The organism is Bradyrhizobium lablabi, assembly GCF_018129385.1.
In the GTDB taxonomy this organism is placed as follows: domain Bacteria; phylum Pseudomonadota; class Alphaproteobacteria; order Rhizobiales; family Xanthobacteraceae; genus Bradyrhizobium; species Bradyrhizobium lablabi_C.
Genome location: NZ_JAFCLN010000005.1, coordinates 95,272 through 121,093, shown reverse-complemented (window position 1 = coordinate 121,093; position 25,822 = coordinate 95,272). Strand labels below are relative to the sequence as shown.

29 protein-coding genes and 1 tRNA gene are annotated in these 25,822 nt (G+C 63.0%); 13 read left to right on the top strand and 17 right to left on the bottom strand.

Annotated elements, in window-relative coordinates:
• Positions 1–2 precede the first annotated feature (2 nt).
• Positions 3–554 (bottom strand): 2'-5' RNA ligase family protein, encoded by a 552-nt coding sequence (locus JQ628_RS12505; protein ID WP_212222868.1) that lies wholly within the window; start codon positions 552–554, stop codon positions 3–5.
• Between the two features lie 83 nt (positions 555–637).
• Between JQ628_RS12505 and JQ628_RS12500 the strand changes: the two genes are divergently transcribed.
• Positions 638–1,072 (top strand): antitoxin Xre/MbcA/ParS toxin-binding domain-containing protein, encoded by a 435-nt coding sequence (locus JQ628_RS12500; RefSeq protein ID WP_212222867.1) that lies wholly within the window; start codon positions 638–640, stop codon positions 1,070–1,072.
• Complete coding sequence (locus tag JQ628_RS12495; protein WP_212222866.1) at positions 1,069–1,554, top strand: RES domain-containing protein; 486 nt, start codon at positions 1,069–1,071, stop codon at positions 1,552–1,554. Before JQ628_RS12500 ends, JQ628_RS12495 begins: the two co-directional genes overlap by 4 nt.
• On the opposite strand, the gene JQ628_RS12490 is transcribed toward JQ628_RS12495, so the two are convergent.
• The 3 genes from JQ628_RS12490 to JQ628_RS12480 all read right to left on the bottom strand — a co-directional run bounded on the left by JQ628_RS12490 (position 1,551) and on the right by JQ628_RS12480 (position 4,002).
• Positions 1,551–2,234: a GNAT family N-acetyltransferase gene (locus tag JQ628_RS12490; RefSeq protein ID WP_212222865.1), complete on the bottom strand. Its 684-nt coding sequence runs from the start codon at positions 2,232–2,234 to the stop codon at positions 1,551–1,553. The two genes, JQ628_RS12495 and JQ628_RS12490, sit on opposite strands and share 4 nt — an antisense overlap.
• Positions 2,231–3,565, bottom strand: a complete 1,335-nt coding sequence (locus JQ628_RS12485) for an amidohydrolase (protein ID WP_212222864.1) — start codon at positions 3,563–3,565, stop codon at positions 2,231–2,233. Before JQ628_RS12485 ends, JQ628_RS12490 begins: the two co-directional genes overlap by 4 nt.
• Positions 3,566–3,651: 86 nt before the next feature.
• Positions 3,652–4,002 carry a Lin0512 family protein gene (locus JQ628_RS12480; protein ID WP_212222863.1) on the bottom strand — a complete coding sequence of 117 codons (351 nt, stop codon included), beginning with the start codon at positions 4,000–4,002 and terminating at the stop codon, positions 3,652–3,654.
• Positions 4,003–4,930: 928 nt separating this feature from the next.
• Here JQ628_RS12480 and JQ628_RS12475 point away from each other — a divergent pair.
• The 4 genes from JQ628_RS12475 (at position 4,931) to JQ628_RS12460 (ending at position 10,737) form a co-directional block, all read left to right on the top strand.
• Positions 4,931–5,007: transfer RNA gene (locus tag JQ628_RS12475), tRNA-Ser, on the top strand.
• Between the two features lie 351 nt (positions 5,008–5,358).
• The gene (locus JQ628_RS12470) at positions 5,359–6,684 is read left to right on the top strand and encodes a TROVE domain-containing protein (RefSeq protein ID WP_212222862.1); all 1,326 of its coding nucleotides are present in this window, start codon (positions 5,359–5,361) and stop codon (positions 6,682–6,684) included.
• 103 nt (positions 6,685–6,787) lie between these two features.
• The gene (locus tag JQ628_RS12465) at positions 6,788–8,167 is read left to right on the top strand and encodes a 3' terminal RNA ribose 2'-O-methyltransferase Hen1 (RefSeq protein WP_212222861.1); all 1,380 of its coding nucleotides are present in this window, start codon (positions 6,788–6,790) and stop codon (positions 8,165–8,167) included.
• Between the two features lie 11 nt (positions 8,168–8,178).
• Positions 8,179–10,737 carry a polynucleotide kinase-phosphatase gene (locus JQ628_RS12460; RefSeq protein ID WP_212222860.1) on the top strand — a complete coding sequence of 853 codons (2,559 nt, stop codon included), beginning with the start codon at positions 8,179–8,181 and terminating at the stop codon, positions 10,735–10,737.
• Between the two features lie 81 nt (positions 10,738–10,818).
• Here JQ628_RS12460 and JQ628_RS12455 read toward each other — a convergent pair whose 3' ends face one another.
• From JQ628_RS12455 to JQ628_RS34845, 7 genes are all read right to left on the bottom strand, one after another.
• Entirely contained in the window at positions 10,819–11,901 is a 1,083-nt protein-coding gene (locus tag JQ628_RS12455) for a DUF2167 domain-containing protein (RefSeq protein WP_249127822.1), read from the bottom strand.
• Positions 11,902–11,925: 24 nt separating this feature from the next.
• A complete protein-coding gene (locus JQ628_RS12450) occupies positions 11,926–13,146 on the bottom strand; it encodes an MFS transporter (RefSeq protein ID WP_212222859.1) in 1,221 nt (406 codons plus the stop codon).
• An 85-nt stretch (positions 13,147–13,231) separates the two neighbouring features.
• Positions 13,232–13,540 (bottom strand): hypothetical protein, encoded by a 309-nt coding sequence (locus JQ628_RS12445; RefSeq protein ID WP_212222858.1) that lies wholly within the window; start codon positions 13,538–13,540, stop codon positions 13,232–13,234.
• A gap of 35 nt (positions 13,541–13,575) precedes the next feature.
• Positions 13,576–14,313: a DUF899 domain-containing protein gene (locus JQ628_RS12440; protein WP_212222857.1), complete on the bottom strand. Its 738-nt coding sequence runs from the start codon at positions 14,311–14,313 to the stop codon at positions 13,576–13,578.
• A gap of 48 nt (positions 14,314–14,361) precedes the next feature.
• Positions 14,362–14,895, bottom strand: coding sequence for an SRPBCC family protein (locus JQ628_RS12435; RefSeq protein ID WP_212222856.1), 534 nt, complete (start codon positions 14,893–14,895; stop codon positions 14,362–14,364).
• The gene (locus JQ628_RS12430) at positions 14,892–15,278 is read right to left on the bottom strand and encodes an ArsR/SmtB family transcription factor (RefSeq protein ID WP_212222855.1); all 387 of its coding nucleotides are present in this window, start codon (positions 15,276–15,278) and stop codon (positions 14,892–14,894) included. The genes JQ628_RS12435 and JQ628_RS12430 overlap by 4 nt, the downstream gene beginning before the upstream one ends.
• 70 nt (positions 15,279–15,348) lie before the next feature.
• Positions 15,349–15,945, bottom strand: a complete 597-nt coding sequence (locus JQ628_RS34845; protein WP_212222854.1) for a CGNR zinc finger domain-containing protein — start codon at positions 15,943–15,945, stop codon at positions 15,349–15,351.
• A gap of 79 nt (positions 15,946–16,024) precedes the next feature.
• On the opposite strand from JQ628_RS34845, the gene JQ628_RS12420 reads away from it, so the two are divergent.
• A complete protein-coding gene (locus JQ628_RS12420; RefSeq protein WP_212222853.1) occupies positions 16,025–16,936 on the top strand; it encodes an SDR family oxidoreductase in 912 nt (303 codons plus the stop codon).
• Positions 16,937–16,939: 3 nt separating this feature from the next.
• On the opposite strand, the gene JQ628_RS12415 is transcribed toward JQ628_RS12420, so the two are convergent.
• Both JQ628_RS12415 and JQ628_RS12410 read right to left on the bottom strand, forming a co-directional pair.
• Complete coding sequence (locus JQ628_RS12415; RefSeq protein WP_212223147.1) at positions 16,940–18,028, bottom strand: adenylate/guanylate cyclase domain-containing protein; 1,089 nt, start codon at positions 18,026–18,028, stop codon at positions 16,940–16,942.
• Positions 18,029–18,127: 99 nt separating this feature from the next.
• On the bottom strand, positions 18,128–18,604 hold the full coding sequence (locus JQ628_RS12410; protein ID WP_212222852.1) for an SRPBCC family protein: 477 nt from the start codon (positions 18,602–18,604) through the stop codon (positions 18,128–18,130).
• A 314-nt stretch (positions 18,605–18,918) separates the two neighbouring features.
• On the opposite strand from JQ628_RS12410, the gene JQ628_RS12405 reads away from it, so the two are divergent.
• From JQ628_RS12405 to JQ628_RS12385, 5 genes are all read left to right on the top strand, one after another.
• The gene (locus JQ628_RS12405) at positions 18,919–19,608 is read left to right on the top strand and encodes a VOC family protein (RefSeq protein WP_212222851.1); all 690 of its coding nucleotides are present in this window, start codon (positions 18,919–18,921) and stop codon (positions 19,606–19,608) included.
• Between the two features lie 33 nt (positions 19,609–19,641).
• Positions 19,642–20,058, top strand: coding sequence for a cupin domain-containing protein (locus tag JQ628_RS12400; protein WP_212222850.1), 417 nt, complete (start codon positions 19,642–19,644; stop codon positions 20,056–20,058).
• Positions 20,055–20,198 carry a hypothetical protein gene (locus JQ628_RS12395; protein WP_212222849.1) on the top strand — a complete coding sequence of 48 codons (144 nt, stop codon included), beginning with the start codon at positions 20,055–20,057 and terminating at the stop codon, positions 20,196–20,198. The genes JQ628_RS12400 and JQ628_RS12395 overlap by 4 nt, the downstream gene beginning before the upstream one ends.
• Positions 20,199–20,219: 21 nt before the next feature.
• On the top strand, positions 20,220–20,897 hold the full coding sequence (locus tag JQ628_RS12390) for a hypothetical protein (RefSeq protein WP_212222848.1): 678 nt from the start codon (positions 20,220–20,222) through the stop codon (positions 20,895–20,897).
• Positions 20,898–21,030: 133 nt separating this feature from the next.
• The gene (locus tag JQ628_RS12385; protein WP_212222847.1) at positions 21,031–21,180 is read left to right on the top strand and encodes a hypothetical protein; all 150 of its coding nucleotides are present in this window, start codon (positions 21,031–21,033) and stop codon (positions 21,178–21,180) included.
• 17 nt (positions 21,181–21,197) lie between these two features.
• Here the strand turns inward: JQ628_RS12385 and JQ628_RS12380 are convergent, their stop codons facing one another.
• Positions 21,198–21,959 (bottom strand): class I SAM-dependent methyltransferase, encoded by a 762-nt coding sequence (locus JQ628_RS12380; RefSeq protein WP_249127820.1) that lies wholly within the window; start codon positions 21,957–21,959, stop codon positions 21,198–21,200.
• A 151-nt stretch (positions 21,960–22,110) separates the two neighbouring features.
• Here JQ628_RS12380 and JQ628_RS12375 point away from each other — a divergent pair, with 151 nt between their 5' ends.
• A complete protein-coding gene (locus tag JQ628_RS12375) occupies positions 22,111–23,049 on the top strand; it encodes an FRG domain-containing protein (RefSeq protein WP_212222846.1) in 939 nt (312 codons plus the stop codon).
• Positions 23,050–23,138: 89 nt separating this feature from the next.
• Here JQ628_RS12375 and JQ628_RS12370 read toward each other — a convergent pair whose 3' ends face one another.
• The 3 genes from JQ628_RS12370 to JQ628_RS12360 are packed head-to-tail and all read right to left on the bottom strand — an operon-like array spanning position 23,139 to position 25,783.
• A complete protein-coding gene (locus tag JQ628_RS12370) occupies positions 23,139–23,909 on the bottom strand; it encodes an SDR family oxidoreductase (protein WP_212222845.1) in 771 nt (256 codons plus the stop codon).
• Positions 23,910–23,934: 25 nt separating this feature from the next.
• On the bottom strand, positions 23,935–24,909 hold the full coding sequence (locus JQ628_RS12365; protein ID WP_212222844.1) for a zinc-binding alcohol dehydrogenase family protein: 975 nt from the start codon (positions 24,907–24,909) through the stop codon (positions 23,935–23,937).
• A gap of 25 nt (positions 24,910–24,934) precedes the next feature.
• A complete protein-coding gene (locus JQ628_RS12360; RefSeq protein WP_212222843.1) occupies positions 24,935–25,783 on the bottom strand; it encodes an alpha/beta fold hydrolase in 849 nt (282 codons plus the stop codon).
• Positions 25,784–25,822: the final 39 nt, after the last annotated feature.

The following is a 25,822-nucleotide window of genomic DNA, read 5'->3' as shown; positions in this document are numbered from 1 at the left end:
GGTTAGCCGCGAAGCCGCCACTTCGCGACATGCTCGTGTCCGTTCAAGCTGTGAACGAGCACAACGTCGTTTACGATCCAGGAAACTGGCTCGCCCAGCGGATGTTCTTCCACACGGTGCCTGTCGTACAGCAGCGTAACGTGCGGTTCGAACTGTCTATTCGCGGCTCCCTTCAACCCCAGTTCGATACCTAGTTTCTCGCGAAACCACCTTAGCTGGCTCAACCCCTCGCCCCCAAACAATACGAAGGGACGGTTTCCCGGCTGGCGTCCAAAGGTGGCTGTCCGATCGAAGGAAATTTCGAACGGCGGGATGGGTAACGCGGCTCCGTGTTTGCGGCAGACCGCGCAACCCTCACCCGCTCGCAGAGCGCCGAGGAAAAACAGCGATACATGCAAGCGGTCGGCTGCAATGAGTTCGCCGGAAAAATTGTGCGCACGTTTGAGAATGCCCGCGAGCCGGAAGATTTTTGCTGCCGTTGCCATGTCTGGAAGAAGTGCCAGAAACAGTCGACCACTATCTCTTGCCATGCTACTCATAGTGGAATAGAACATATCATGAACATTCAGGGGCGCAATCACGATATTGAACGTTTTTCATCTGAGGCATATATTTGCATCAAATGATGCAGGTTCCCATGAGCAATCAGACCGCGATCCTTCACTATCTGCTGGGCCTTAAGTCCAAAAAGGCGGAGCCAACATTGAGTCTCGCCTATTCCGTGCAGAAGGGATTGCCGGTCTCGGCGCTCGACCGGGTCGCCGGCCGCGTCAGTCCGGGCGATGTCCGCCGCTTCACTTACCGCGTAGTACCGAAGCCGACGCTGGAACGCCGACGCCGGGACAAGAAGCCGCTCACGACGGAAGAGAGCGACCGTCTGGCGCGCATTGCAAAAGTATTTGCCTTCGGACTGGAGATCTTTGGCGACGAGGCAAAAGTCCGCAGCTTCCTCGATCGTCCCCATCCGATGCTTGACGATGCCGCCCCCCTTGAAGTCGCGTTGGCTACCGGTCCTGGAGCCGACGCGGTCATCAATCTGCTCGGCCGCGCAGCCTATAGCGGCGGCGTTTGAGTGTGCCGAAAACGGATCGGGTTCTCACCTGCTATCGGATCGGCGATCCCAACGGCGCTCATCCGATCTACGATGCCGAGGGCGCTCGCCTCTATCCGGGCCGATGGAACACGCACGCCAGTCCCGTTATCTACACGTCGGAGCACTACTCGACCGCGATGTTGGAAAAACTGGTCCATGCCAATCTGGTGATGCCGGCCAACCAGCACTCCATCGAGATCACGATTCCAAACAGCACCAGCTACGAAATTTTCCAGACAGCGGGGCATCCGGGCTGGGACTCCCGGAATGAAACCATATGCAAGACATTTGCCCAGGATTGGTATCAACAGAGGCGTTCGGCCCTGTTGATCGTTCCCTCCATCCCGGCAAGGCTTGAACGGAATTTTCTGATCAACCCTGTGCACCCCGATGCCAAGGGGATTACCCACGGCTTGCCCGAGCCGGTGTGGTGGGATGAACGGCTCTATTCCAGGCGCTAGGGCGCCCGCTTCTGCAACACCGTCACCTGCAACTGCCGGCGGATCGTCATGCCTTGCCGCTGATACAGCGCGATCGCCGAAGCGTTGTCGGAAAACGCATGCAGGAACGGAATTTCGCCGCGCGCGGCAATCTGCCGGGCGATCGCGCCGAGCAGCATCTGCGCATAGCCGCGGCCACGGTGGTCCGGATGCACGCAGATCGCGGTCATCTCGGTATAGTCGCCGGGCTTCATTCGCTCGCCGGCCATCGCGACGAGCTTTCCGCCGATCCGGATTCCCAGGAACGTTCCGAGCTCGTGCGTGCGCAGGCCGAACGGGCCCGGCTTCGTCAATTCGGTCAGCGCCATCATTTCCGCAACGTCGGCGGCGCCGAGGCTGACAAGCTCGACGCCCGGTACTGCGGCCTCCGCGGGCATCCCGATCATCTGCTCGCCGGGTTTAGCCAGCAGCACGTTGAATTCGGCCGGCGGCGTCACGACGTCCGGCGTGAACAGCACGGCAATCTCTGACCCCGACATCAGTTCGCCGAGCGCCGCAAAATTTTGCGGCGACATATCAGCCATATCCGCGAACGGCGTGACATCGGGCGGATAGCGCCGCGCCAGCGCGCCGCCTTCCGCAAAATGCTGTTGGCGGGTGGTCAGCGCGCTCCAGATCGGACGATCAAGCGGATGGTTCATTTCCCTCGCGCGTGCTGGTCGAATGCGCTGAGCACGGCGAGCGTCATCGCCGTGATCCCGGTCTCCAAGGTCGGCTTCGGCACCGGCGCGAATTGCGGCGAATGATTGCCCGCCAGCGGCGTTCCGCTCTTGTTGGCCTCCATCCACTTTTCCGGCTCATAGACGCCGATATTGAACATCATCGACGGCACGCCGGCGCCGGCGAACTCGGAGAAATCCTCGCTGGTCGTGTTCGCGGGCGTCTGCCTCAGCTTCTCGCCGAACGCTACCTTCAGCGCCTTCTCGGCGGTTGCGACCACGCCGGGATCGTTGATGACGGCCTTGGTGCCTTCGCCCATCCTGACATCGGGCGTCGGCGCATCCGACATCGCAGCCACCGCCTTCGCCGTCCGTTCGATGCCCGCCAGCATTTTGGCGCGCACCTCCGGCTTGAAGCTGCGGATCGTACCCAGCAACGTCGCATCGTCAGGAATGATGTTTCCGACGGTGCCGGAGTGAATCGATCCGATGGTCACGATGCCGAATTCGGTCGGATCCTTTTCGCGGCTGATTACGGTTTGCACATCGACGATGAAGCGCGCCGCCATCATGATGGGATCGATCGTGCGATGCGGCATCGCGCCATGCCCGCCGCGGCCTTTGAATTTCACGTAGAGACCATCGACATTGGATGAGCCGACGCCGACGCGGTAGTTGACATAGCCGTAGGGAACGCCGCCGGCATGCAGGGCAAACGCGAAATCGGGCTTCTTGAAGCGCGTGAACAGGCCATCGGCCAGCATCGCCCTGGCGCCCTCGACGGTTTCTTCGGCCGGTTGGGCGATGAACATCAGCGTGCCCTTCCACTGATCCTTCATCCCGACCAGCGTTTTCGCCGTGCCGACCCAGTTCGCCATATGGATGTCGTGACCGCAACTATGCGCCACGAACGTCTCGCGACCAAACCATGGGGCTTTGGCGCGGCTGGCATAGGGAAGATCGGTCTTCTCCTCCATCGGCAGCGCATCGAGCTCGGTGCGCACCATGATCGTGGGCCCATCGCCGTTGTTGTAGATCGCCACCAGCCCGGTCCTGCCGACTTTTTCGGTCACCTCAAAACCGAGCGCGCGCATCTCGGCGGCCAGCCTTGCGGCGGTCTTCACCTCCTGGAAGGCGAGTTCGGGTTGAGCGTGCAAGTCCTTGTAGAGCGCGTCGAGCTTTGGATAATCGGCCTCGAACGAGCTCTCGATGGCGGCCTTCAGGCGCGCGACGTCCATCTCGGCCTGCGCCGGCAACGCAACAGCCACGCACAGCGCGGCGGACACAAGCAAAGGCGTGGCAAGGCGTTTCATGGCGGCGTCACTCCCCTGTCACCTGATGCGGACTTGATCGCCGCATCCGGGCCTGCTGTCACCTTGAATGACGCAGGAAAAAGAGTCTAGCCGCCCTTGTCGTCGTCGAAGCTCACAATCACGGCAGCGTTGGCGATCAGGATGGAATCGCTGCCCTGCTCCGCCGGGATTTCGAGCCCGCCCTTCACGGCAGTGACGGTCTTGGTGCCGTACGGCAATTCTTTCGCCACCGCCGCCGTGTCGACCGCCTCCGGATTCGGCACGGCGATCGTGACGTCGACGAACATATCGTTCGCCGTCTTGCCGAGCATGCGGAAGAAGCCGAGGCTGGAATGGCGGATCGCGTCCGACACCGCACGCTTCGCCGCCTTGGTGGCGTCCTTGCCGTGGACGTCGACGCCCATGCCCATCTCGGTGATACAGCGCACGCGTGCCATTTCAAAAAATCCTGTTCGTGTGGAATGCGGCAGGCACTGTAACGCAAATTGCGGCGCGCACGATCGTCGCGCCGCGCAGTACAGCCGTGACCATTTCGCCACGGCTGTGCCGGCAGCGACGACTCTTCCCGATTCTTGCTGTTGACATCGGCAACTTCAGGGCGTATGTCCCGCGCCCTCGCGAACAATCGGGTTCGTGAACCAACATGAGCTTTCGATGCACTACGGATTAAGAAATCACATCGAGCTATCGCGCGGCTTTATGCCGAACGAAGCCGCATGCCCGGCTCATGGGAGCGAACTCGCATAATGCGAGGTCGACAGTTCGTTTTGCACGAACCCTCCCGAGCCAGCAGCTCCGGAGGGTTTTTTGTTGTCCGGAGCGCGGCTTGCCAAAAGATTTTCGCCGGCGAAAGCCGGAACGGGAGACCCGGATCCCGGGGCTCACGCTGGAGAAGCGTGTGCCCGAGCGCGCGGGGCCTGTCGGAGGGAACGAGGCGATGAGCCGGACACCGATGGCGGGGCGAACCAGAGAGGGTTCGCAATGGCGGCGCGCCGTTGAGAAGCGCCGCGACAGAATTTTGTTTGTTTGATTTGGTTAGCCGCATCTTTGCGGCTCAACCGACGCTGGTGGTGAAGATCTCGGATACTTCGCTCCCATGGTAAAGCGGGTTCGAATCCCGCCTGTGACGCACGCACCGGGGAGCGGCCCAGCGAGGGTCCCGCACGCGCCCCGGCGCAGTGTTCTTCCGCAGGGAGGAAAACTGTGTTGCCTCTCACTGACGCCGATATCGCCTGTTCCCCAGCGTGCCTTTCAACTGTCGATGCGCAAGCATCGAAGGCGGTGGTGAAGATGTCTGTTACTTCGTCTCGAAAACGGTAGCCCGCGAGGGCATAACAGCATCGCCTGTTCCCCGCCTACTCGATCACGGTCCGTGGTGAAGATCGCTGTTACTTCGTCTGCAACACGAGAGGTCGCGGGTTCGAATCCCGCCCGGCGTTCCATGCGCCGGTAGCTCAGTGGATAGAGCGCTACCTGGCCCGCAGGGTAAGCTGCGAGCCGGGGTCTCAGCATCGCCCGTTCCCGGACCGTGTGCTCCAAGTGCGCATGATCCTCGCGCAAACGCTTCGCGTTTGTCGCGCCGGAAAACCGCTTCACACTTTTCCGGATCATGCGCTTCGCCGGTGGTGAAGAGTGCTGTTACTTCGTGATCTCAGGGTCGGGGGTTCGAGTCCCTCCGGACGAAAGTCCGTAGCTCAGTCGGTAGAGCATGAGAAGCCCGATAAGGGCGGTCCAGCCTCGCCTGTTCCCCGGCACCCCATTCCCATCCATAATCAACCCAAGAGGAGGCCATCATGGTCAGGATCAACAAGATCGTCCGCGCCCTCACCCATGAGGGTGCGCGGGGCAAGCGCTTCACGCCCGAAATGGAGCTGAAGCGCGCGCTGATGAACTGCCTCCTGTGGGAGGACCAGTTCTACGAGGACGGCGTCGCGATCGCCGAGCGCATCAAGGCGCTGGTGCCGAAGGTCACCCCTGCCCGCGTCGCCGCGCTTGCCATCGAGGCGCGCGAGGTGATGAAGCTGCGGCATGCGCCGCTGCTCGTGCTGCGCGAGATGGCACGGCATGAGAAGCACCGGGCGCTGGTCGCCGACACGCTGGCCCAGGTGATCCAGCGTCCCGACGAGATGACGGAGCTGCTGGCGATCTACTGGGCCGATGCGCTCGGCCCCCAGCAGCAGCGCAAGCGTCAGCCCGTCTCGGCGCAGATCAAGAAGGGTCTGGCGCGCGCGCTGACCAAGTTCGACGCCTACCAGCTCGCGAAGTACGACCGCGACGGCGCGGTGCGCATCCGGGACGTCCTGTTCCTGGTGCACGCCAAGCCAAAGGACGCTACCCAGGAAAAGGTGTGGAAGCAGCTCGTCGACGGCGAGCTGGCTTCGCCCGACACCTGGGAGGTCTCGCTCTCGTCCGGCAAGGACAAGCGCGAGACGTTCGAGCGGTTGATCGGCGAGAACAGGCTGGGCGGCCTCGCGCTGCTCCGCAACCTGCGCCTGATGCAGAAGGCGGAGGTGCCGCGCAAGATCATCGCTGACGCGATCGAGGCGATGCGGACGGATCGTATCCTTCCCTACCGCTTCATCACGGCGGCGCGCTATGCGCCGGATTTCGAGCCCGAGCTCGAAAGTGCGATGCTGAAGTCGCTCAAGGGCTATGTCCGGCTTCCCGGCCGGACGCGGTTGTTGATCGACGTATCGGGATCGATGTTCGCCCCGCTCTCGGCGCAGTCCGAGATGACGCGCGCGGAGGCGGCCTGTGGTCTTGCCGTCCTCGCCCGCGAAGTCTGCGACGAGGTGGAAATCTTCACGTTCAGCGATTCTGTCGTGAAGATCCCTCCGCGCCGCGGCTTTGCGCTGCGCGATGCGATCATCGACTCGCAGGCGCACAGCGGCACCTGGCTCGGCAAGGCCGTGGCTGAGATCGACCGCAAGGGCGATCGCCTGATCGTCTTCACCGACGAGCAGAGCCACGACCAGGTCCCCGCTCCCAAGGGGCGCGGCACCATCGTCAACGTGGCCTCGTACCAGCACGGTGTCGGCCACGGCGCCTGGACGCGCGTCAGCGGCTTCTCGGAAGCCGTAATCGCGTGGATCGCCGCGTCGGAAGCGACGCTACAGTGATGGTCGTAGCAACAACGAATGGCCCGGACACGCGCCAGCGTGTCCGGGCTTTTCATCGGCAAACACCTGGATCGCAATCTCTTCATCAGCTATCTGAGCGCGCATGTTCCTCTCCATCGCAACCACTTATCGGCCCGCGACCGACCTCGGTTTCCTGCTGCACAAGCATCCCGATCGGCTGCACGAGATCGAGCTGACTTTCGGCAAGGCTTTGCTGTTCTATCCGGAAGCGGAGCAAACGCGCTGCGAAGCTACGCTCGTGCTCGATGTCGATCCCATCGGCCTCGTTCGCGGCAAGGGGCGCGCCGACGGCCTGCTCGACCAATATGTCAACGACCGCCCCTACGCGGCCTCCTCGTTCCTGTCGGTCGCGCTGAACAAGGCATTTCGCACCGCGATGAGCGGCGTCTGCAACGCGCGCCAGGAATTGGCCGGCAGCGTCATCCCGCTCGAAGCCGTGGTGACGCCGCTGCCGATGCGTGGCGGCGAAAAGCTGCTGCGGGCGTTGTTCGAGCCCTTGGACTGGCGCGTCGAAATCGATCCCGTCGCCGGCCCCGACGGTGCCGGCAGTAGCCTGTACGCGCGCCTGCGTCTTACCGGAGAGGCTCGGTTGAGCGCACTTCTCAATCACCTCTATGTGCTGATTCCCGTGATGGACGATGCCAAGCATTACTGGGTGGGCGACGACGAGATCGACAAGCTGCTCGCCCGCGGCGAAGGCTGGCTCGACCGGCATCCATCAAAGGAGTTGATCGTCCGCCGCTATCTTCGTCACCGCGGCATTCTTGCGCGCGCAGCACTTGCGCGACTGGCTCCGGAAACGGAGGAAGAAGCCGCCGAAACCGGGTCGCGGGTTGCGGCGGAAGACGCCATCGAGGCGCCGATCCGCTTGAACGACGAACGGATGACGGCGGTGGTGGAAGCGCTGCGTGCCGCCGGCGCAAAGAGCATCGCCGATCTCGGTTGCGGCGAAGGCAAGCTATTGCAACAGCTCGTCCGTGAGCGTTGGGTCGAGCGCCTCGTCGGTCTTGACCCTGCGGCAAACGTGCTGGAACGCGCCGTAAAGCGGCTCAAGCTGAACCAGCCGGGCGGACCGCCCGAGGGACGCGTGTTGCTGCTGCACGGGTCCCTAACCTACCGTGACGAGCGCTGGGCCGGGGTCGATGCCGCCGCACTCGTCGAAGTGATCGAGCATCTTGACCCGGACCGCCTGCCACTGGTCGAGCGCGTCGTGTTCGGCGAGCATCGCCCGCCGGTGGTCGTCGTCACGACACCGAATGCGGAATACAACGCCCTGTTTCCGACACTTGCCGCAGGCGCATTCCGCCATCCCGATCATCGCTTCGAATGGACCCGCGCCGAATTCGAGGCATGGGCCGGCAGGATCGCATCCACCTACGGCTATCGCACCTCCGTTGGCGGCATCGGCCGGCGGGATGATCTCCTGGGAGCGCCGACCCAAATGGCAGTATTTTCCCGATGAGTGCGTCTATCATGCGTATCGACATCCCCGACTTCTCCCTCGTGGTGCTAATCGGCTCGACGGGCTCGGGCAAATCGACGTTTGCCGCGAAGCATTTTCTGCCGACGGAAATCATTTCGTCGGACCGCTGCCGCGGCCTTGTCGCTGACGACGAGACCGATCAAGGCGTCACCGTCGACGCCTTCGACCTGGTGCGCGAAATCGCCGGCAAAAGGCTGAAGCACCGCAAGCTTGCGGTGCTCGACGCCACCAACGTGCGTACTGCGGACCGCAAGCCGTGGATCGAGCTGGCGCGCAAATGGCACGCGCTGCCGGTCGCGATCGTCATCGATCCCGGCATCGATGTCTGTATCGAGCGCAACAGGACGCGCCCGGAACGCAATTTCGGCGGCCAGGTCGTGCAGCGCATGACCTCGGAGATCCGGCGCGGGCTGGGCGGCCTACAGCGCGAGGGCTTTCGTCAGGTCTGGAAGCTTTCCGGCGTCGACAGCATCGAGGGTGCCGCCGTCACCCGGCAGCCGCTCTGGACCGACAAACGCCACGACCGCGGGCCGTTCGATATCATCGGCGACGTGCACGGCTGTGCCGACGAATTCCAGGCATTGCTGGCCAGACTCGGTTATCGCGTCGAATGGTCAGGTGATGGCGACCGTAGCGTCAAGGTCACCCCGCCCGAAGGCCGCAAGGCGATCTTTGTCGGCGATCTCGTCGATCGTGGCCCGAATTCTCCGGACGTCCTGCGGATTGCGATGAGCATGACGGCTGATGGAATCGCCTATGCCGTGCAGGGCAACCATGATCGAAAGCTCGAACGCTGGCTGGCCGGCCGCAACGTGACGATCGCGCATGGACTGCAACAAACGATCGACCAACTCGCAGGCGAAGATCGCAGTTTCCGCGATGCGGTGAAAAACTTTCTGGATGATCTTCGCAGCCACGTCTGGATCGACGGCGGACGCCTCGCGGTGGCGCATGCCGGGCTCAAGGAAGAAATGATCGGCCGCGGATCGGGCGCGGTTCGCGAATTCGCGCTGTTTGGCGAGACCACTGGCGAGACCGACGAGTTCGGTTTGCCTGTACGAGCCGATTGGGCGGCAAGTTATCGCGGGCCAACCACCGTCGTCTACGGACATACGCCCGTGGTCCGCGCGGATTGGGTGAACAACACCCTTTGCATCGATACCGGTTGCGTTTTTGGTGGCAAGCTCACGGCACTCCGCTGGCCGGAGAAGGAACTGGTCGATGTTCCGGCGGTGCAAGTCTGGTCCGAGCCAATCCGCCCTCTCCGCGCCCCACCCGCATCCGCTTCCGCGCAGGCCGATGCCGACGAGGTGCTCGACATCAGGGATGTCAGCGGCCGGCGCTGGATCGATACAGAGCTTAAGGGCCGCGTCGTCGTTGCCGAGGAGAACGCTGCGGCCGCCCTGGAGGCAATGAGCCGGTTTTCCTTGGCGCCGCAATGGCTCGCGTATCTTCCTCCGACCATGTCGCCCTCCGAGACCAGCGCGCGCGACGGCTGGCTGGAACGTCCCGAGGAAGCATTTGCGCATTTTCGCGAACGCGGTATCGACGAGGTCGTCTGTGAAGAGAAGCACATGGGCTCGCGTGCGGTGATTGCGCTTTGCACGACGGCCGAGGCGGCCCGGGCACGATTTGGCATTGCTGGTGAGGAGACCGGTGCGATCTGGACCCGGACCGGACGGGCTTTCTTCAACGAATCCGCGACGACGGAAGCATTGCTCGCGCGGCTGCGTAGCGCGGTCCAGGACGCCGGCTTGTGGGACGAACTCAGCACGGACTGGCTGCTATTCGATGCCGAGATCATGCCATGGTCGGCGAAGGCCGGCAGCCTGATCGAAAGCCAGTATGCCCCGGTGGCAGCGTCGTCACGCGCAGGGTTGGCGGCTGCCGTGGAAGCACTGGCACAAGCCGGCAGTCGCGGCCTGGAGACTTCGGATATCCGCAATCGCTTCATCGATCGCGCAAGGCGCGCTGAACTCTATGGCAAAGCCTGGGCGCCCTACGTGTGGCCGGTCAAAGGAGTGGACGATCTCAAGGTCGCCCCCTTTCACCTGCTCGCCAGCGAAGGACGTGTCTGGTTCGATCAGGATCACGTCTGGCACATGAACCTTGCCGATCGCCTGGCAACTTCGGCCAATGGCGTCGTCACCCGAACGCAATGGCGGACGGTGGCGCTCGTGAGTGAAGAAGCCACGCGCGATGCGATTGGCTGGTGGGAAGACGTGACAGCTGGCGGCGGCGAAGGCATGGTCGTGAAACCCCGTGCCTTCATTGCGAAGGGCAAAAGGGGTCTCATCCAGCCCGCATTGAAGGTGCGAGGTCAGGAATATCTGCGGATCATCTACGGCCCCGAATATGACGTGCCGGAAAATCTTGTCCGGCTTCGCGAGCGCAGTCTTGGCGGCAAGCGGAACCTCGCGCTTCGCGAATTTGCGCTGGGCCACGAGGCCCTGAAACGTTTCGTCGCACGCGAACCGCTGAGGCGCGTTCACGAATGCGTCTTCGCCGTCCTGGCGCTCGAGAGCGAGCCAATCGATCCAAGGCTCTGATATTCGGAAGCCGCGCCCGGGCACAGTGCCCGGGCTCGCTCATTTGATTACGCCGACGCCGCGACCGTCCCCATGTTGGACCTATTCGGTGCGCGGTTTGCGACGGAAAAATTTTACCAGGCCGGCGCCTACGACAGCCGCGCCGAGCAGAATGACCTTGCCGAACTTGACCGCCAGCGCAGCCAGCAGTGCAAAAAGTCCGAGCTTCTTGGCTGCCACGCCGCCGACCAGAGCCATGATGCCATACTCTGCGATGCGGTCGGTGGTCGCGTTGAAGTCTTCATAGCGTTTGCCGGGATTGTAGGAGAGTTCCGCGAGCAGCTTGTGGGCCACCGATTTATCGCTGGCGATCCGCTCAGAGCCGGACAGCAGGTTCAGGCTGAAATAGCCGTCACGCCCCAACGCATAGGTATTGTAATTGATGTTCTTCTCGGTGTTGTCGGGCTGACCTTTGTCCTTGGCCAGCATCGACCACACCAGACGATGAGTTTTGGCATCATAAGCGGGCCGTTCCACCCATCCGATGACCTCCATCTCGGGGAAGCCGCGCGCAAGGCGGTCCTTGTTTGACTCATCCACGCCCTCCTTGATGTTTTTCAGGAGATCATCGGCGTTCCAGTCCTTGGCTTCATCATCCTTGATGTAGCCTTCCTTGATGTGACGAACCACCACAATCCACTGGTCGTTCTGCTGTGTTCCGACGACAAGACCGATGAAGGTTGCATCGTTCACGAGATTGCCGAGCGCGCGCAACACGCGCGTGCCTTCAGCCTTCGGCACGAAGAAATAGTTGGCCGGAAGTTTTAGCGCGGCTTGGTCGATCAGCGCGATGTCCGTGGGCCCGGCGCTGCCGGCCTTGCTGGCGGCTTCCCACGCAGCGGTCAACTCGGCCCTTCGCGCGGCTTCGCTGGGTGGCGCGGCTTGAGCAAATGCGGGAAGCGAACCGAACAGCGCCGGCATCAGGACGCTGAGGGCGACAATCAATTTTCGCACAGAAACTCTCCCGAAATTTTCGATGGAATGCGGCAGGCAGCAATAGCGGGTGACGCCAAACATATTCCATTCACAATCGCCCGGGAAGCGGCGATCGTCATTTACACGCTTTACGTGTCTGTCACGTCCCGCAAGGCGCGGCATGGTATTCCAAGAGAAAAGCCCGGGCATACGTGCCCGGGCTCGCTCATTAGACTACGCCGACGCCGCGACCGGCGCGGCTTGCGTCTTCGGGAACGGCCTGAAGGTCATCGCGATCAGGAACGCGCCGAGGCCCATGGCCCAGGAGCCGACATAGAGCCACGTGTAGCTGGCAAAGGTGTCGTAGATCAGACCGCCGGCGATTGGCCCGGTCGCCATGCCGAGGCTGCCCGCCATCGCCGTGCCGCCGATCACGGTGCCCATCATCTTGAGCGGGAAGTTTTCGCGAGCGATCGCCGCGTAGAGCGGCATCGTGCCGGCATAGACAAAGCCGAACAACGCCGCCACGGCATAGAATGCGCCGAGGTCGCGCACGAATGCGTAGGCGAGCGCTCCAAAGGCCTGAATCAGCAATCCCGCCACCAGCACGCGCTTGGCTCCGAACCTGTCGCCGAGCAAGCCAAATCCGATGCGGCCGAACAGGCCGGCAAATCCCTCGACGCTGTAGATCGAAACCGCCGCGATCAGCGGGATGCCGCAACTCACCGCGTAGCTGACGGTGTGGATGATCGGCCCCGAATGGGTGGCGCAGCAGAAGAAATTGGTCAGCAGCAGGATGATGAATTGCGGCGATCGTATCGCTTCGCCCACCGACATCTCGGCCGGCGGTCCGCCATCCGCGACAGCCGCATTTCCGTGCGTGAGTGCCGGCGAGCGCCGCACCAACAGCGATGCCGGAATCATGACGGCGGCCACGATGCCCGCGACAATCAGCATGGTCGTCCGCCAGTCATGGATGGAGACGAGCCATCCCACCAGCGGCGACATCGTCATCGGCGCGACGCCCATGCCGGCCGATACCAGCGACACGGCAAGGCTGACACGTCGGGCATCGAACCAGCCGGTCACGGTCGCCATCATCGGGGCAAAGATCGCGGCGATCGAGCCGCCGACCATTACGCCGAAGACCAACTGGAAGACGAGAAGCGAGGTCGTCTGGCTTGCAAGCGCAATGCTGGCCGCCAGCACCGTCGATCCCGTCAGCACTACCGGCAACGGCCCGAACCGGTCGGACAAGGTGCCCCAGACCATGCTGGCGCACGCCATGGCAAGGAACGCGATCGTCATGGCGCTCGAAATACCGGCGATCGACCAGCCGGTGTCATGCGCGATCGATTGCAGCAGGACGGGCAGCGAAAACATTGCGCCGAGCGCGACGCAGCCGAGCAGGCCGCCGGCCGCGACGATCACCCAGCGATAACGGGAAGGGTCCATAACAAATCTCCGTTTTGGCTCTCTCGCCTGCAAGACGATTGGGAAACGCCAAAGACGACAGGCACCGGTAACTTTTTTGCGAGGGCTAGCCGCTTCGTCGGCCGGAGATCAGTCGCAGCCAGGGCGCCAGATGGAAGGCGGACATCAGCAGGTACATGAGGACCATCCCCGTCAGAGGTGACGCCTTCGCAGACGAGCACAGTATATCCGCCGATCCCAGCACGCTCGTCAGCAGCGCCATCAACGCAAATGTCGGCGCGGCCGCAAGCGACAGCAAACGGTCCGCGCTTATCCTGAATGCGCCCTCTCGAAGACGCAGGGTGCCCAATTCAGGCTGGAGCGTGGCTCGACCGGCCGCCGGCGCTCCAGACCCGGTTCGCGAATAGAATTTCATCGCTCCGACTCCATCGGCGATGCCGCGTCAGCGGATTATTTGTTCTTGTTCCGGAACGCCGCCTCGCCTGCATCCGACACCGCGACCCATTTCGGATCGGGCGCGGCACCGGGAACGTAGCTGTCGTTCCAGTTCCACCATTTGTACGGCCGGGTCTTCGGATAACCTTCCGGCGAATCCTCCCATTCTTCCTGGCGGCCGAGTGCGGTCATATCGAGATAGCTCCACACGGAGCCCATCGCCTCGTCGCCGCGGTTGTTGATGAAGTACGTGCGGTAGATGCGCTCGCCGTCGCGGATGAAGGCATTATGCCCGTGCCATTCGTCGACGCCGAAATCGGCATCGAAACTGTCGGTGATCGTTACCCACGGGATGTGTTCCCACCCCATCCGCGCCTTCAGGCGCGCGATGTCGGCCTGCGGCGCGCGCGAGGCGTAGACGAGCGTCGTGTCCTTTGCGTTGAGGTGGACGAGGTTGGAGACCTGGTCGGCTCCGAGCGAACAGCCGATGCAGGCATGCTCGGGCCAGCCGTGCACGCCCGGCTCGAAGAAGGCGCGATAGACGACCAGTTGATGCCGGCCTTCGAACAGGTCGAGCAGGCTCACCTTGCCGTTCGGCCCGTCGAATTCGTATTTCTTCTCCACCGCCATCCAGGGCATCCGCCGCCGCTCGGCCATCAGCGCATCGCGTGCGCGGGTCACCTCCTTTTCCCGCACCAGCATCTTTTCCCACGCGGCGCCCCATTCCTTTGCAGAAACGACATGAGCCTTCATGACTAACCTCCTGTCTTGTCTTGATGCTTGTTGTGCGCGCCGTCCGCGTCAGGCCGGCAGGCGCGTCTCGTATTCCCGGTGCAGTTTCGCCCAGCCATCCCAGAACGGCGCCGGCTCGAGTCCGTTCACGCGGGCGACCAGCACGTCGAGATGCATGTGCCAGCCGGCCATGTGCTTGAGCATCATGCCGCGATCGGGGAAGCGCCGATGGACGATGGTGAGCAGCACCCTTTCGCCGCGCGGCTCCAGTTCGAAGGTGACGTCGCCGGTGTCGCGCCAGGTGATCGCAAGCTTGCGCGGCGGATCGAATTCGAGGATCCGGCTCTTCATCCGCGATTCTTCCGAAAATCCCTCCGGCCGCTTGCTTGGGGGATCGTTGAGCTCTTCGTTGCGCCAGACCAGCTCGAAGTCCGCGCCCGGCTGTCCTTTCATCACGCCGGCCGCCAGCCATTTGCGGCGCAGTTCGCTGTCGGTCAGATACGCCCAGATGCGTTCGACCGGACCGGGCAGCATGCGCTGGATCTTCAGCGTCGTCGGCTCGATCAGCGAGCCATAATTGTCTGATAACATGCCATCGTTCATCGCTTGTGTCCTTTCCCGCTCTTGCGGCCCGCCTTGCGCAGCACGGTCTTGCTTGCGTCCTCCTCGCTCAGAAGACGCTCGAGCACATCGAGCCGCTCGGTCCAGAAACGCTCGTAGAAACCAAGCCATTCGTGAACGCTGGCAAGCGGCCCCGGTTCGAGCCAGCACATGTGTGTGCGGCCCCTCACCTCGCGCCGGATCAGCCCTGCGTTCTCCAGCACCTTGATGTGCTTGGAGGCCGCCGCGAGCGAGATGGAAAACGGTTCCGCCAGCTCGCTGACCGACCGCTCTCCGTCCGCGAGATCGCGGATCATCTGCCGCCGCGTGGCATCGCCGAGCGCGTGGAAGATCGAATTCATCTGCCGGGTTTGTAGCTCAACCATGTGGTTGAATATAACGGCGCAGTCAGTCGATAGTCAACCTATCGGTTGAATATCGGATATCACGACCGCGTTAGATCGAACCGCTTCGTTCCCGGCGGGTTCCGAGGCTCGCCCGTTCCCGGAAGGCGGCGACCTTCACCCGGTTCTGGCAATTGAGGGAACAGAATCGCCGGCTTGCGTTGCGCGTGAGGTCCACATAGGCGCGGCCGCACTCCACCCGTTCGCAAATGCCCAGGCGCGACGCGCGATCGGCTGAGATCATCGACGCCAGGCCCTCGGCGCAAATCGCCGACCACATCGAAAGCAGCGGCGCGTCCGCCGGATGATGGTGCAGCCGCCAGCGCCCCGCTTCCTTGGCGAGATACGGATGCGCGGGATGCCTGGAAAGCAGGCGGTTGACGCGCAACGCCGCGGCATCGAGGTCATCGCGATCGAGCGCCGCGAACACGCGGTGCAGTTCGCGCGCCAGCTCGCCAAAGCCCCGCACATGCCCCGGCCGCAACGCCGCGACCGAGTTGGCATCGACGGCAAGGATGCGCTTGAGTGCGGCAACCGCATCGCGCGACGCCGCCTCACCCGCCTCCTCGACAACGAGTTCGTTGACGAGATCGATCGAGACCAGGATCCCGGCATCCCTGTAACTGTCTAATTTTACTTTACCGGTCACGCCGCCCTCGCTAGGCTGTTACTGTCTAATTTAATTACAGCAGTTACGCCGCGGGCCCGCAAGCGTCAGGGAGTACCGGATGACAAAATCGCTGGCTGGAAAGATCGCGCTCGTCGCCGGCGCAACGCGAGGCGCCGGACGCGGCATCGCCGTCGAGCTCGGCGCTGCCGGCGCGACAGTCTATGTCACGGGCCGCTCCACCCGAAATCGCCGTTCCGAGATGAACCGGCCCGAGACGATCGAGGAGACGGCCCAGCTTGTCGACCGCGCCGGCGGCTGCGGCATCGCGGTCGAAGTCGATCACCTCGAACCCGCGCGCGTGCGCGCGCTGGTCGAACGGATCGCGGCCGAGCAAGGCCGCCTCGACATCCTCGTCAACGACATCTTTGGCGCCACGCATATCGAGTGGAACAAGACCGTCTGGGAATCGGACCTCGACTACGGCCTGCACATGCTGCGCCTCGCCGTCGAGACGCATGCCATCACCAGCCATTTTGCGCTGCCGCTGCTGATCAGGAATCCCGGCGGCCTTGTCGTCGAGGTCGGCGACGGCACCGCCGAATATAATTCAAGCCGTTATCGCAACTCCTTCTTCTACGATCTCAGCAAGGCCGCCGTGCTGCGCATGGCCTTTGCGCTCGGACATGAACTGAAGCCGCATGCCGCAACCGCGGTTTGCCTGACGCCCGGCTGGCTGCGCTCGGAGGCGATGCTGGAGGCCTTTGGCGTGACGGAAGCCAACTGGCGCGGGGCCGCCGCGCGCATTCCGCATTTTGCGATCGCTGAAAGCCCGGCCTATCCCGGCCGCGCGGTGGTGGCGCTGGCGAGCGACCGTGACGTTGCGCGCTGGAACGGCCAGTCGCTGTCGACCGGCCAGCTCGCAAAGGTCTACGGCTTTACCGACATCGACGGCTCGCAGCCCGATGCCTGGCGCTATCTCGTCGAAGTCCAGGAAGCCGGCAAACCCGCCGACACCAGCGGATACCGATAGCGCCTAGTCCGGCACCGTGAAGACGGCACATGGCGTGGCGATCCCGCGCAGCTCATGCATGCCGAGCGGTATCAGCGGCATCGTGGTCCGGGCCGCTAGCGCGCCCGAGACCAGCACCGGCTTTTCGAGCGGCCGGCACAGCCCTTCCAGCCGGCTGACCAGATTCACCGCGGACCCGATCGCCGTAAAATCCAACCGGTCCGCCGCGCCGATATTGCCCCAATGAATCTCGCCGACATGCAGCGCCACGCCGAACGGCAGCGGCGCAAATCCCTGGGCAGCTCTTGCCTTGTCGAGATGCGCCATCCCTGCCCGCGCCGCCGTCACCGCGCGCAGCGCCGCATCGCATGCGGCGCGCGGCTCTCCATCCGTCACCGGAAAGATCGCCAGCACACCGTCGCCGATGAATTTCAGCACTTCGCCGCCGAACGCATGCACCGCGCCGGCGATCCGGTCGAACCAGGCATCGAGCGCCGCGATGACCTCCGCAGGCGGATGGCGCTCCGACATTTCCGTAAAGCCGCGCAGGTCGGCAAACAGCAGCGCCGCGGAAATGGTCTCGCCGACATCGCGGCGCAAAGGACCGGACAGCACACGTGCGGCGCTGCGCTTGCCGAGATAGGCTTCGAGCGCCGCCGTCAGCGTGGCGCGCGCCACGATCGCGGCGAGCGGTGCAGCCGCAAAGCGCGCAGCTTCGCGCAGCGCATCGGCCTCTTCCGGTGCAAACGGACGCGGGCCGATCCAGCCAAGCAAAGGTCCGTCCGGCTTTGCGCCGATGCCGTCTTCCTGCACGACACCGCCGGCAAGTTCGGCGAGCCAGCGTCGGCCGACTTCGCCTGACGAATCTGCTGCCGCCGTGGCCGGGAGTCCTCCCACAAAGCCCAGGGCCTCGATCACTTCCTCGCTTTCCGCCCGCCACAGCCAGGTGCGCCGCGCGATCAGCGGATGCGGCACCGCCAGTGTCAGCGCGCCGCCTGCGAGCGGCAGACCGTCGGCGGCCAGCCGCGTGCCGAGCTCGGCCAGCAGCCGGCCTGCGCCCGGCGCATCACCGGCCGCATCGACGAGCCAGGAAAGCGCCGAAGGAAGCTGCATGAAGCGATCATGCGGCAAGCCCGGTTTTCCTGTCACGAATTATTCGCGAGGCCTTCAGGCGCGAATGAAATTTCGCAATGATGGCTACCGCGCTAGCCTTTATTTGGGGCGCACATCGGGGCCGGGATCCCTGCCAACAGCCGACAGCGTGAGTCTGGCAAGGTAATGTGCCCAGCCGGTGCTGTGGCTCTCGCACTGTGCCGCAGTCGGCAGCCCGCTGTGGGTCATGCACAGCAAGGTCCCGCCGTCGCGCTCGATCAGGTCAATCTCGATCAGGCTCGATCCCGGCGGCACTTCCTCGCTGCCGTCCCAGCCAAACGTGTAGGCGAGCCTGTGCACCGGCACGACCTCGCGGAAGGTGCCGCGCGCCGCGCGGCCATGGATCCCCTTGAGAAGATAGAGTCCGCCGGGATGCATCTCGGTCTCTGCCTCCGTACCCATCCAGCTCACGATCTTTTCGGGATCGGTCAGGAAAGCGAACACGGTAGCGGGAGGAGCGGCGATCTGGGTTTCACGCCGGACAATAAACGGTTCAGCCGTTTGAGCTTTTGCCTGCGACGCAACTTGCTGGTTCATGTGCACCTTCCCGCCTGGTGAATAGGTCGGATGTTGAAATGCTGACCGAACGGCAAAGTTCAAGTGCTGGTTACTCGGCAAGGCATCGATCCGCCTTCTCGGAACACCCCGGTCAACAGTCCGTGACCGCCAAATAAATCGCATACGATTAAATCGGACCAGCTTGACATAGCCAAACTAATGGCCTAATTCACACGTATTCGATTACATCGGACACGATCTAGTTCACCGGCAATAATCCTCGGAATGCGAAAGAGAGTATCCGCCGAACTCCATACGATCCACGCGCCGCCGCCAACCAACAGGAGAGAGCAATGACCGCCACCGTCAAGGAACGCCCCGAAACCGCCGCCCCCAAGGCCAACAAGCCCGTCGACACGAAGTTCGAGATCGCCGTCGTCCCCGTTTCCGACGTCGATCGCGCCAAGGCGTTTTATTCCAGTCTCGGCTGGCGCCTGGATGCCGACTTCGCCGGCGACGACTGGCGCGTCATCCAGTTCACCCCGCCCGGCTCGCCCGCCTCCGTCATCTTCGGCAAGAACGTCACGGCAGCCGCGCCCGGCTCCGCGCAGGGCCTGTACCTGATCGTCTCCGACATCGAGGCCGCCCGCAAAAACCTGGTCGATCGCGGTATCAAGGTCAGCGAGATCTTCCACGCCGACGGTGACGTGCATGCCGGCAATGACGAGCCCTATCTGTTCGGGCGCGTGCGGATCAACGGAGTTCATCCCGAACGCGGCAGCTACCTTTCCTACGCCTCGTTCACCGATCCCGACGGCAACGGCTGGCTGTTCCAGGAAGTGACCACGCGCCTGCCCGGCCGCATCGATGCGAACGAAACGACTTTTGCCTCGCAAGCCGATCTCGCCGCCGCGCTACGGCGCGCTGCGGCTGCCCATGGCGAGCACGAGAAACGCAACGGCGGCCAGCACGATGAAAACTGGCCGGACTGGTACGCCGAATATCTCGTCAAGGAGCAGGCCGGCCAGCCGCTGCCACAGTGATAATTCGCCCGACAAACCGAAATGGAGTCAAACATGAGCAACCATCTGAAACGGACCGTGCAAGCCCTCACCATATCCGCACTGATCGGCGCAAGCGCCTTCGTGGCCCACGCCACCCAGGCCCAGCTCTCGCAGTTCAAGCGAACCGACCTGCAACAACACGACCTCAGCATCCCCGGGCGCGAAGCCATCCAGGTACGCGTCGACATCGCGCCGGGCGCCGCCTTCCCGAAACATTCGCATCCGGGCGAAGAGATCATCTATGTCCTCGAGGGCACGCTCGAATATCAGATCGAGGACAAGCCGCCGGTGACGCTCAAGGCCGGCGACGTGCTCTTCATTCCTGCCGGCGCCGCCCACTCGGCGAAAAACCCCGGTAACGTCACCGGCAGCGAGCTTGCCACCTATATCGTCGAAAAAGGCAAGCCGCTGCTCACGCTGGCCGAGTGATCACGGCCTTCTGCGCGGATCAGGACGCGGAAATTCCTGCCGCCATCGGCAAGACCTTCCGCTTCCCGGCACGCATCGGGAAAGAGCAAGCCAGCCAAATCAATCGCTTGCGCGTTGGCATGGCGGTTGCACCGACCTGATGGTCCGCGTCAGGAGTATCCATGATTACGAGTGCAGCCAACGCAGCAAGCTATTTGCGTCCCGCACAGGCGTCCGCGTCGAAAACGGCACTGACGCGTGCGGATGCTTTACCCGAGACCAGCGCGGACGAACCCGCCGCGGCGGAAGAAACGAAGCCGGGCATTCCGGTTTCCGCCGTCAAGAAACTGGATACCTCAGGGCTGAAGATCTTTTCGGTCAAGGACAATCCGGAACTGCGCGACCTCATGGCGGCGGCCTGGCTCCAGATGCATGCCACCTTGACGGGCTCCGAAGTTCCGGACAATGCCCCGCAAAACAACTACGCGACCGTCAAGGTCGGCGGGAAGGTCGTTGCCACCCTCTATAACAGCGGCTCCGTGGCGATGACCAACCAGGCCGCCGCAAAGGTCGGCGATCTCCAGGATCCTCCCGGCCTCATCGGCGGCCCCGATCTGGCGCAATGGCGCGCCGAACGAATCGCGAAGGCCGTTGGCGGCACGGTTGAAAAGGCCTCGACCGCGATCACGCAATCCGAATGGCGGCCGCGGGAGTCGTCATCAACAAACTATTCGCGCGAGCAACTCGATGCCGCCTTCGAGGCGATGCTGGCGGAAGGCCAGCGCGCAACCGCACAGCGGAGCGCCGGCTACTCGGCTGCGCGAGACACCTCGGGCGCCCGCACCGATCTCAACGCCTGATCGCACCTTCCCATACCAGGGTATGCCGCGCTCTCTCGGCAATTTGACTGGATGACGCCGGTCATTCCATTGATCGGTGAGGCCTCACACCTACGTCAAGGACAGTTCAATTCCTGATTCAGGAGAACTTTCCATGGCAACGCAAACCAATGGCTCGAGCACGTATTACCGCTACGAACTCGTGCACGGCGACGACGCCGACTTCATCGCCTATCAGCGAAATCGCGGCGACGGCGTCTGGCAGACCTTTTCGACCTGGATGATCCCGCGCTCAGCATGCTGACGATCGGCTGACCCGCCCTACCTGCCAGTCGGCTTACGACCGGCCACGCCGGTTGCGCAGCCGAAAAAGTATTTTGAGAATTCCACCTCGAGTCCGTGGCCGCGCAACATCGCGGCCAGCGCGGTGGCATCGCCGAAATTGGTGCTGTAGGTGCCGATCATCGCAAAATCCTGTGCGCCGCGCAGGTAAACGCGCTCGATGAGCGGCAACACGACTTTGAGGTGGAACAGGTAGAGCGGCCGCAGCCACCATCCCCTCGGGTCCGACGCCTCGATCATCGAGAATACGCCCCCGGGCTTGAGTACCCGCACGACCAGCGCCGCCAGCCGCGCATGCTGCTCCGGATTGAACGTCTTCAGCCCGAACGTCGAGATGACGAAATCGGCGCTGTCGGCCGGCAGGTCGCTCGCCAGCACATCGTCCTCGATGAACTCGATCCGGTGCGCCCGGTGCGCATGCAGCCGTTGCATCGCGAGGCGATGCATGCCGGACGAAATGTCGACCGCGGTGATCGACTTGATGCCATCAAACCGCCGCAGCAGATGCGGCCACACCTCCCCCGTCCCCGCCATCAAATCGTAGCCCTGCGCGCCCGCGGCCGATGGCGCCGGCATTGCCTCCACACACTGCCGCCGCCAGCGCTCGGTAAAACCGAACGAGCAGATCAGGCTGAACGTGATGTAACGCGACGAGCAGCGATCGAAGACGCTTTTGACGAAGGCGGGATCGTAGATGTCGGGCATGGCGGCAAGCACGAACGCATGAGGGATCGGATGCATCTGAATTTCGCTTGACGATCCCATACACAACTGAGAGCGCCACAATGCGCATCACGGCAGATATGGCTTCAGCGCTTGCTCCCGACGCACCCTTGTCCAATCGCGTCAAACTACTTATGATTGCATGTCGTTTTCTGCTAGGTTGTTTCGCATGTATCCGCTCGATGCTGTCTACGGACCGGCCGCATATCTCGAGTTCGAGCGTCACAAGGCGCTTAGAGCAATGAAGAGTACCCTGCAGGATTGGGAAGCGGTGAACAACGCCGCTTCGATCGAAGTCGACAGCTACGCCAAGCTTGTCGACGTCGTGTCATTCCTCTCCGTCATGAATAAACGGCTTACCTTGCATTTTCGTGGTCAAGCTGAAAATTGGCCACTGCGCTCCGCGATTTTTCGTCCTACCTGGCGATCGCTCAGCGGCACACATCACACGCTTCCGGCCGACGAAGACACGCGCGGCAAGATATGGAATCATCTGAACGGTCCGATATCTAAGATCGTCCACTCGGTGTGTGATAACCTTCCAATGCCACGGCCAAATACGCTGAGAATGTTTCGTGAAGCGGTGTGGGCCGTGGCGCAGCACTATGACTTGTGGCCGACACCGTTGATCGACGTAACACCGAGCCTTCGAGTCGCTGCGAGCTTTGCACTTTGGAACGGACAGGGTACTGGCTATCTGTACGTCGTGGCGCTCGTGCCCAGCACCAACTCGGTGACATTCGATGCCGACCAGCACATCGTGCTTGCTCGACTGCAGGCGGTCTGTCCGCCCGTTGCAAAACGCCCGCATTATCAGGATGGATTTCTGGCCGGTCGCTTCCCGTTCGTGAGTCCTGTCTCCAACATGGTCGACAGCGATCCGGACTACTTTTCCAGATTGAACCGCCGCCTTATCGCGCGAATTCATTTGAACGATGCGGCCGCCGGAGCCAAACTACCGATCCCAGGAGGCTTCTGGAGTGCCGATTTTCCCATCATGTCCGCCCGATCTTTGATGCCATCGGAAGAAGACGATCAGGTGCTATCTGCTTTCGCTAAGTGTTCCGACAAGATAGATAAGGCGATGAGTCAAATCTGTCAGGGCTAGCGGCGACTTGACGAACGTGTAACCGGGAGTGCCCCAAAACAAGCGGCGGGGCGCGTTAGCGTGGCCTACTTGGGCGGCGCGTCGCCCGGTCACACCGACTTCACCTCGCCGCCGTCCATGCGCAGCGTCGAGCCCGTCATCCAGCGGGCGCCGGGTGAGACCAGAAAGGCCATCAGCTCGGCGATTTCCTCCGGCTCGCCATAGCGCGCGATGCCGGCTTCCTTCGGGAATTTGGCGGTGGCTTCCTCGACTGTCATGTTGTGCAGCGGCGCCCAGTGCGCAAGATAGGAGCGGCGGCGGCCCGTCATGACGGGGCCCGGCAGCACGCTGTTGACCTGCACGCCGTCCGCAATGCCGCGATCGGAGAACGCTTTTGCCAGCGCGACGATCGCCGCGTTGATGGTGCCGACCGCGGCATAAGGCGACTTGGGAAACAGCGCCGAATTGCCCGACATCAACACCACCGAACCCCTTGCCGCCTTCAGCGCCGGCCACGCCGCGATCGTCAGCCGGCGCGCGCCGTGCAGCTTTAGCGCAAGGCCGCCCTCCCACTGCTCGTCCGTCATCTCGAACAAATCGATCTGCGGCACCGCGCCGGCGATGTTGAGCAGCGCATCGAGGCGGCCGAACGCGTCGCTGGTTCGATCGACGACCATTTGTGCCGCCGCGGGCTCGCTCAAATCGGCATCGATGACCAGCGCGTCTGCGCCGGCGGCCTTCACGACGCCAGCCGTCTGTTCCAGGTTGGCGCGGTCGCGGGCCACCAGCGCCAGTGCGGAAAAATCGCGCGCCAGCCGGATGGCCGTGGCCTTGCCGATGCCCTGGCTCGCGCCCGTGATCACAGCGACCGACTTTGTCATTGGCATTCTCCTTATCTGCTAACTCTCAGTCGTGCACCACGACCATCTTGCCGCGCGCTTCGTTCGACTCCATCACGCGGTGCGCCTCGCGGATCTCGTCAAAGCGAAAAACCCTGGCTGGCTTGACGTCGAGCTTGCCGGCCGCCGCATCGGCAGCGATCTGTCCCAACGGCACGTCGGAGAGCGGAAAGCCTGATGTGCCGAACACGAAGCTGCCGAAGAAGGTGAGGTAAACGCCGCTCGCCATTTGCAGCAGCGGGTTAAAATCGGGAATCGGATCGAGGCCGCCGAGCCAGCCGGCCAGGCACGAGCGGCCGCCGCGCCGGAGCATCGCCAGCGAGTCCAGCACGACGCTGTTGCCAACGAGGTCGAGCACCGCGTCGATCTGTTTTGCTTCCGCGATGTGCTTCGACAGATCGGGCCGCTCGATCTCGCAGCGCTCGGCGCCCAACTTTTCCAGGTGAGCGAAGCGTTCACGGCTGCGCGTGGTCGCGATCACCCGCACCCCGGCATTGACCGCCATCTTGAGCGCGGCCTGGCCAAAGGACGAGGTCGCGCCGCGAATGACCAGCAACTGTCCCTTCCTGATTTCGAGATTGCGGAACAGGCAGGTCCAGGCGGTCGCGTAGGTTTCGGGAATGGCGGCAAGTTCGGCCCACGGCAGGTCCGCCTCGATCAGCGCAACGTTGGAAACCGGCGCACGCGTATATTGCGCGTAGCTGCCGTTGATGGTGCGGCCGAGACCGCCCATCAGCGCCGCGACTTTTGCGCCGACCGGAAATTCACCGCCGGGGCACGATTTGACGATGCCGACGCATTCGATGCCGCTGACCGGCGCCGCCTCGGCCCACTCGCCGCGGCGCATGTGCAACTCGGCGTGGTTGAGGCCGAACGCCTTGATCTCGATGACGACGTGCCCGGCCTTTGGCTCAGGCTCGGGGATATCCTGGTAGACGAGGCTGTCCAGCCCGCCGAATTTTTCGAGCACGATGGCACGCATGACGAACTCTCCTTGACCTCAGAGATCAGTGAAGGAAGTCGCGGATCGCGGACGCGATCTCGGCGGCGTGGGTTTCCAGCGCGAAATGCCCGGTATCGAAGAAGCGCACCGTTGCGTCGGGGATGTCGCGCTTGAACGCCTCCGCTCCCGCCGGCACGAAGAACGGATCGTTCTTGCCCCACACCGCCAGGAACGGCGGCTTGTGGGTGCGGAAATAATTCTGGAAGGCCGGGTAGAGCGCGACGTTGCTCTTGTAATCCCCGAACAGATCGAGCTGCACCTCGTCGGCGCCGGGCCGCGACAGATAGAAATTGTCGAGCGAATAGCCGTCCGGCGAAACCTTTGCCGCATCGGCGCCGTGCGTATACTGCCAGACCGTCGTCTCCGGCTTCAGGAATGCGCGCAGCGCCTCGCGGTTTTTCGGCGAGGCATCTTCCCAATAGGCACGGATCGGCGTCCAGCCGTCGCTCAGCCCCTCCGCATAGGCGTTGCCGTTCTGCGAGATGATCGCCGTGATGCGCCCGGGATGCTTTGCCGCGATCCGGAAACCCGTCGGCGCGCCGTAGTCGAACACATAGATCGCAAAACGCTTCAAGGCGATCACCTCGGTGAAGCGGTCGATGACGTCGGCGATGTGATCGAAGGTATAGGCGAACTGCCCGCGCGCCAGCATGTCGGACTGCCCGAAGCCAGGCAGATCGGGCGCGATGATGTGATAGCGATCGGCGAGCAGCGGGATGAGATCGCGGAACATATGGCCGGCGCTCGGAAAGCCGTGCAGCAGGAGCAGCGTCGGCGCGTCCTTTGGGCCTGCCTCGCGATAGAAGATCTTCCAGCCGTCGACATCGGCAGTGCGATAGTTGATGGCAGTCATGGCTTTCTCCACTGTCTGGTAACTTCTCTATTTGGATTT

Excerpts from the sequence above, each read along its gene's own strand:
- JQ628_RS12505 (WP_212222868.1), bottom strand. The coding sequence starts at position 554 with ATGTTCTATTCCACTATGAGTAGCATGGCAAGAGATAGTGGTCGACTG.
- JQ628_RS12415 (WP_212223147.1), bottom strand. The coding sequence starts at position 18,028 with ATGCAGCTTCCTTCGGCGCTTTCCTGGCTCGTCGATGCGGCCGGTGAT.
- JQ628_RS12410 (WP_212222852.1), bottom strand. The coding sequence starts at position 18,604 with ATGAACCAGCAAGTTGCGTCGCAGGCAAAAGCTCAAACGGCTGAACCG.
- JQ628_RS12485 (WP_212222864.1), bottom strand. The coding sequence starts at position 3,565 with ATGAAACGCCTTGCCACGCCTTTGCTTGTGTCCGCCGCGCTGTGCGTG.
- JQ628_RS12500 (WP_212222867.1), top strand. The coding sequence starts at position 638 with ATGAGCAATCAGACCGCGATCCTTCACTATCTGCTGGGCCTTAAGTCC.
- JQ628_RS12460 (WP_212222860.1), top strand. The coding sequence starts at position 8,179 with ATGCGTATCGACATCCCCGACTTCTCCCTCGTGGTGCTAATCGGCTCG.
- JQ628_RS12490 (WP_212222865.1), bottom strand. The coding sequence starts at position 2,234 with ATGAACCATCCGCTTGATCGTCCGATCTGGAGCGCGCTGACCACCCGC.
- JQ628_RS12380 (WP_249127820.1), bottom strand. The coding sequence starts at position 21,959 with ATGCATCCGATCCCTCATGCGTTCGTGCTTGCCGCCATGCCCGACATC.
- JQ628_RS12450 (WP_212222859.1), bottom strand. The coding sequence starts at position 13,146 with ATGGACCCTTCCCGTTATCGCTGGGTGATCGTCGCGGCCGGCGGCCTG.
- JQ628_RS12430 (WP_212222855.1), bottom strand. The coding sequence starts at position 15,278 with ATGGTTGAGCTACAAACCCGGCAGATGAATTCGATCTTCCACGCGCTC.
- JQ628_RS12455 (WP_249127822.1), bottom strand. The coding sequence starts at position 11,901 with ATGCCCGGGCTTTTCTCTTGGAATACCATGCCGCGCCTTGCGGGACGT.
- JQ628_RS12400 (WP_212222850.1), top strand. The coding sequence starts at position 19,642 with ATGAGCAACCATCTGAAACGGACCGTGCAAGCCCTCACCATATCCGCA.
- JQ628_RS12390 (WP_212222848.1), top strand. The coding sequence starts at position 20,220 with ATGATTACGAGTGCAGCCAACGCAGCAAGCTATTTGCGTCCCGCACAG.
- JQ628_RS12480 (WP_212222863.1), bottom strand. The coding sequence starts at position 4,002 with ATGGCACGCGTGCGCTGTATCACCGAGATGGGCATGGGCGTCGACGTC.
- JQ628_RS12375 (WP_212222846.1), top strand. The coding sequence starts at position 22,111 with ATGTATCCGCTCGATGCTGTCTACGGACCGGCCGCATATCTCGAGTTC.
- JQ628_RS12420 (WP_212222853.1), top strand. The coding sequence starts at position 16,025 with ATGACAAAATCGCTGGCTGGAAAGATCGCGCTCGTCGCCGGCGCAACG.
- JQ628_RS12465 (WP_212222861.1), top strand. The coding sequence starts at position 6,788 with ATGTTCCTCTCCATCGCAACCACTTATCGGCCCGCGACCGACCTCGGT.
- JQ628_RS12360 (WP_212222843.1), bottom strand. The coding sequence starts at position 25,783 with ATGACTGCCATCAACTATCGCACTGCCGATGTCGACGGCTGGAAGATC.
- JQ628_RS12470 (WP_212222862.1), top strand. The coding sequence starts at position 5,359 with ATGGTCAGGATCAACAAGATCGTCCGCGCCCTCACCCATGAGGGTGCG.
- JQ628_RS12365 (WP_212222844.1), bottom strand. The coding sequence starts at position 24,909 with ATGCGTGCCATCGTGCTCGAAAAATTCGGCGGGCTGGACAGCCTCGTC.
- JQ628_RS12405 (WP_212222851.1), top strand. The coding sequence starts at position 18,919 with ATGACCGCCACCGTCAAGGAACGCCCCGAAACCGCCGCCCCCAAGGCC.
- JQ628_RS12435 (WP_212222856.1), bottom strand. The coding sequence starts at position 14,895 with ATGAACGATGGCATGTTATCAGACAATTATGGCTCGCTGATCGAGCCG.
- JQ628_RS12440 (WP_212222857.1), bottom strand. The coding sequence starts at position 14,313 with ATGAAGGCTCATGTCGTTTCTGCAAAGGAATGGGGCGCCGCGTGGGAA.
- JQ628_RS12370 (WP_212222845.1), bottom strand. The coding sequence starts at position 23,909 with ATGACAAAGTCGGTCGCTGTGATCACGGGCGCGAGCCAGGGCATCGGC.
- JQ628_RS12445 (WP_212222858.1), bottom strand. The coding sequence starts at position 13,540 with ATGAAATTCTATTCGCGAACCGGGTCTGGAGCGCCGGCGGCCGGTCGA.
- JQ628_RS12385 (WP_212222847.1), top strand. The coding sequence starts at position 21,031 with ATGGCAACGCAAACCAATGGCTCGAGCACGTATTACCGCTACGAACTC.